The organism is Methanogenium sp. MK-MG, assembly GCF_009914725.1.
Taxonomy (GTDB): domain Archaea; phylum Halobacteriota; class Methanomicrobia; order Methanomicrobiales; family Methanomicrobiaceae; genus Methanogenium.
Map to the genome: position 1 here is coordinate 1 of NZ_JAAAWJ010000117.1, position 4,193 is coordinate 4,193.

At 52.2% G+C, this 4,193-nt stretch carries 5 protein-coding genes; 4 read left to right on the forward strand and 1 reads right to left on the reverse strand.

Features of this window, described 5'->3' with window-relative positions; all coding sequences use genetic code 11:
• Positions 1-247 (reverse strand): hypothetical protein (locus tag MKMG_RS11470; RefSeq protein ID WP_216842905.1); only part of this gene is annotated, 247 nt, incomplete at its 3' end.
• A gap of 210 nt (positions 248-457) precedes the next feature.
• Here MKMG_RS11470 and MKMG_RS10865 point away from each other — a divergent pair.
• The 4 genes from MKMG_RS10865 to MKMG_RS10880 form a co-directional block, all read left to right on the forward strand.
• A complete protein-coding gene (locus MKMG_RS10865; RefSeq protein ID WP_165077929.1) occupies positions 458-946 on the forward strand; it encodes a flavodoxin in 489 nt (162 codons plus the stop codon).
• 257 nt (positions 947-1,203) lie between these two features.
• Complete coding sequence (locus MKMG_RS10870) at positions 1,204-1,857, forward strand: SatD family protein (protein WP_165077930.1); 654 nt, start codon at positions 1,204-1,206, stop codon at positions 1,855-1,857.
• A gap of 187 nt (positions 1,858-2,044) precedes the next feature.
• Complete coding sequence (locus MKMG_RS10875) at positions 2,045-3,580, forward strand: beta-ribofuranosylaminobenzene 5'-phosphate synthase (protein WP_165077931.1); 1,536 nt, start codon at positions 2,045-2,047, stop codon at positions 3,578-3,580.
• A 127-nt stretch (positions 3,581-3,707) separates the two neighbouring features.
• Positions 3,708-4,193: nitroreductase family protein (locus tag MKMG_RS10880; RefSeq protein ID WP_165077932.1), on the forward strand; the 486-nt coding region annotated here is incomplete at its 3' end.

Consider the following 4,193-nt stretch of genomic DNA (forward strand, 5'->3'; position numbering starts at 1 on the left):
CCGAGACCCCCCTGCCGGACCGGTGCTTTAGTTCCCCTTTGGAAGGATCTCTCCGGACCCTGAAATCAATTCCTTTCTCGTGTAAACTGGATATGTAGGTGAATTCATTGTGATTCAGCTCACCGATATCGCCAATCTGCAATGGTTTCCCCGGTAACCATGTTGCAAAATAATGAAATTCCTCATACATCTCGTTCATGTAGTGTTCAGCTACACTCAGCGTACGCAGTCTGGATATACTCTCCATACAACCTTCACCCGGGCAATAGGATCTCCATTCCTGTATATATCGATTTCCCGGACGGGGACTCCCCGGAGGATTTATTTTCCCCGCAACAAGATACCTCCGTTAGCGGATGTCACAGCACCGGTCTCCACTCAGCAGGGTATGTCATACGGCAGGAAACCGGTGCAGAAATTGTGAGCACATCCGCGAGGAAAACAGGGGGGAGGGACCATGAAGATAACAACCATATTCTATTCGTATTCCGGGGTCACCCGGGGCGTAGCAGAGAAAGTACAGCAGGCCTGCGGGGGGGAACTTGTCGAGGTCAAAGCCGTAAAACCCTATTCAGCACTCACCGCCTACTCAATGGGATGCTACCGGGCAATGAGGGGGGAGTCGGATGTGATCGAACCGGCAGCCATCGACGTCTCCGCGTCCGATATGATTGTGATCGGCACTCCTGTCTGGGCGTTTCATGCCGCTCCTGCAATAAACGCGGCAGTAGAGGCACTGACAGGATGTGAAGGAAAATCGGTTATTCTTTTTGCGACCTGCGGTGTACAGGCAAAGGATACCCTCACGCACCTTGCAGAAGCGCTGGCTGCAAAGGATGTGCAGGTCAGAGGAGATTTTGTGTTCGGCAAAAACGACGTGCAGGACACCGCGAAGACTGACGCCCTCATCGCTGCGGTCAAATCTGCCGGAGTTTCTGATATATAAACCACCATCTGATCGTCTACCGGCATCATTTCTGCGGGGATGCACACTCAAACGAAATTTTGATCCGTTCAAAGGATTTGGTTATGGGTAATATCCGGTTATACATGGATATTTGGATGATATCTATTCCTGATAGGATATCTATTCCTGATAAGATATCTATTCCTGATGAGATATATGCTTCTGGATAGATATCTACATATAATGGTATAATCTACCATTATCTATTCTAAACCAGATATTTGTGGGGATGTTAAATGAGTGAAAGGGTATATGCGGTTTTAACCGGTGATCTGGTGAACTATTCTCAGTTGGAAGACAGTGATCGATCGGACTACGTAAACTGTCTACGGGAAATTCTGAACAGTCTGGAAGAAAAAAATCTGATATTTGATATATTCCGGGGGGATAGTTTTCAGGCGGTTCTGCCTTCATCACGTGAAGCTCTTACTGCTGCATTGATTATCAGATCATATATCGTTTCGCGCACATTGAGTTCAAAAAAAAAGATCAGACCGGATGTACGTATCGCCATCGGTGTGGGCAGTATCGATACGTATAATGAACAGAATATCAGCAGCTCTGATGGTGAGGCGTTCAGGAATTCCGGGCCTGAACTTGACAGAATGGATAAAAAAAGACAGAGAGTTACGATAAAAACAAACTGGCCTGTTGTGAACGGGGAACTGAAAACCGAATGTTTTCTTCTTGACGCAATTACTTCAAAATGGACAGCCAGTCAGGCAGAGGCTGTCTATTATACATTATCCGGGAAAAACCAGATTGAAACAGCTACTATCCTGCATATCGCACAGGGCAACGTATCATCAAAACTTAGCTCAGCAAACTTTGATGCTGTCAGAGTGATGATTGACAGGTATAAACAATTGATTGACGGATGTGACCAATGATACTTGCAGTCCAGGCAGAAGGCTCCCCACTTCAGTCGGGGAGCAGTCACTGAAGATACACCCCTGCTGTCCAAAGAGATGAGAAAAATGGTGGACATACCCAAGTCCGGCCTGGCTATACTATTATTTATCTGAAGAGAGCAACGCTTCTAAAGTTCTTAGCGTGACCGGCAGAACCTGATGACCTATGAAATCATTCAATATTGCTGACAAGCTCCGAAAGCTGGAAACAGAGGTTGGCCGTCTTTCGCCGATGCAAAAGATCCTCCTTGGCACCGATGGTTCCGTGACCACTCTTCTTGAAAACGTGCTGGGCTGCGAGGTGACGGTGAATACCCTCTCCCAGGAGGTGGTGCCTGCCGACAAACACGTGGCCGCGTCCCTTGGGATACCTGTGGGAGAACCGGTCAACCATCGTATTGTCACCCTGAACGAGGGCGCAGACGGGAAGGTTCTCCTCTATGCAACGTCAGATACCCCTCTCTCCCGTCTTGAATCCTCATTCAGAGATGACCTGATGCGGGCTGACATCCCTATCGGGCGGATCATGCGGATGCACCAGATCGAGTCACGACGCGAACTCGATGACGTGAAGATGTGCCGGGCGGGCACCGGCATCAGCGATATCCTCGGGGTCTTCCGCCATGAGCCTCTGCTCTCCCGCCGCTACCGTATCATCACCGGCAAAGAACCCCTGATCAGCATCAGAGAGACCTTCCCGTACTCCAACTTCACGGAAGAAGCCAGAGTGATTGTGGAGGCACCGGCACGGATTCACATGGGCCTCATCGACATGAACGGGAGCTCCGGGAGAGTCGACGGCGGCATCGGCCTCTCGGTCAAAGACCCGGCCGTCGTCGTCGAGGCGAAACGAAGCGACGAAATACGGGTCAGAAGTGACCACGAGAACACGGACCGTATAAAAAAGACTGCGGAAAATACCCTTGCAGCACTGGGGGTGCAGGGTGGTGCCGAGATCACCCTGCACCGCACGTATCCCGGGCACATCGGTCTCGGGAGCGGCACCCAGATCAGCCTTGCCACCGCCCGTGCCATCTGCGAACTCTACCGGCCCCTACCCGTCAGAGAGATTGCGGCGATTGCCGGGAGAGGGGGTACGTCGGGTATCGGGACTGCGGCATTTGAGTCAGGCGGCTTTATTCTTGATGGCGGACACCGTTTTGGCCCGTCAGGGGAGAAATCTGACTTCAGACCGTCTTCCGCATCAGACGGGGTGAAACCCGCACCCGTCCTCTTCAGGCACCCTTTCCCCGAGAACTGGCACATTCTTCTCGCGACCCCGGCCATTCCTGAAGGCGCGAACGGGAAGACCGAGGTCGACATCTTCCGGCAGTATTGTCCGGTGCCCGTCGGCGATGTGCAGGCAATATGCCACACCATTCTGATGCAGATGCTCCCCGGAATTATCGAGAAAGACCTCGAACTTTTCGGGACGGCGGTGAACACCATTCAGGGCTTCGGGTTAAAAAAGGTCGAACACAGCCTCCAGCCCCCTCTCATCCACGACCTCATCGCCACTCTCAGGACCACCGATGCTGCAGGAGTCGGGCTGAGCTCCTTCGGTCCGACGGTCTATGCTATTGGCGACACCGGGATGCAGGACTCTCTCAGGGCTGCAGAACAGGTGATGGCAGAGACCGGAGGGTCGGTGCTCCTCACACGGGCCCGTAACCACGGGGCGGAAATTCGGGCATCCCCCTGAATTCTCATTTTATAGTCATATACATCACGATCAAAACAGGCAGGAAGCCCACGACTTTAGTCGTGGGTAGTTGACGGGGAATTAATAAAAGATTAAACAGCACAGAAGGAAACAGGACGGTGAAAAAATGGCGACCATACTCGTGGATGAAGATCTCTGCACCCGCTGCGGAATATGCTCTGTCGTCTGCCCGATGTCAGTTATCGACCCGGCAGATGAGAATACCTTTCCCGTGGTCCGGGATGAGAAGGCGGGCATGTGTATTGCCTGCGGACACTGCGAAGTGACCTGCCCGACGCATGCCCTCATCCTGAACGTCCGGCCGGACGAGAAGGAGGAGTGTCCAACTGATGCCGGTAAACTGTCCGCCGAAGATATCGGGTATTACCTGAAGAAACGGAGGTCCGTTCGACATTTCACAAAGTATCCGGTGGCAAAGGAGGATATTCTTCAGGTGCTCGATATCGTTCGGTATGCTCCCTCGGGCAGCAACGGCCAGCCGGTGCAGTGGATTGTTGTGCACGACCCGGAGGATGTCAAAAGGGTTGCCGGGCTGACCATTGAATGGATGAAAACCCTGCTCAGTACCGACCATCCCATGAGCGGGTATGTA

What these genes read in the sequence shown, in the direction of transcription:
- MKMG_RS10865 (WP_165077929.1), top strand. Translation starts at nt 458, where the DNA reads ATGAAGATAACAACCATATTCTATTCGTATTCCGGGGTCACCCGGGGC.
- MKMG_RS10870 (WP_165077930.1), top strand. Translation starts at nt 1,204, where the DNA reads ATGAGTGAAAGGGTATATGCGGTTTTAACCGGTGATCTGGTGAACTAT.
- MKMG_RS10875 (WP_165077931.1), top strand. Translation starts at nt 2,045, where the DNA reads ATGAAATCATTCAATATTGCTGACAAGCTCCGAAAGCTGGAAACAGAG.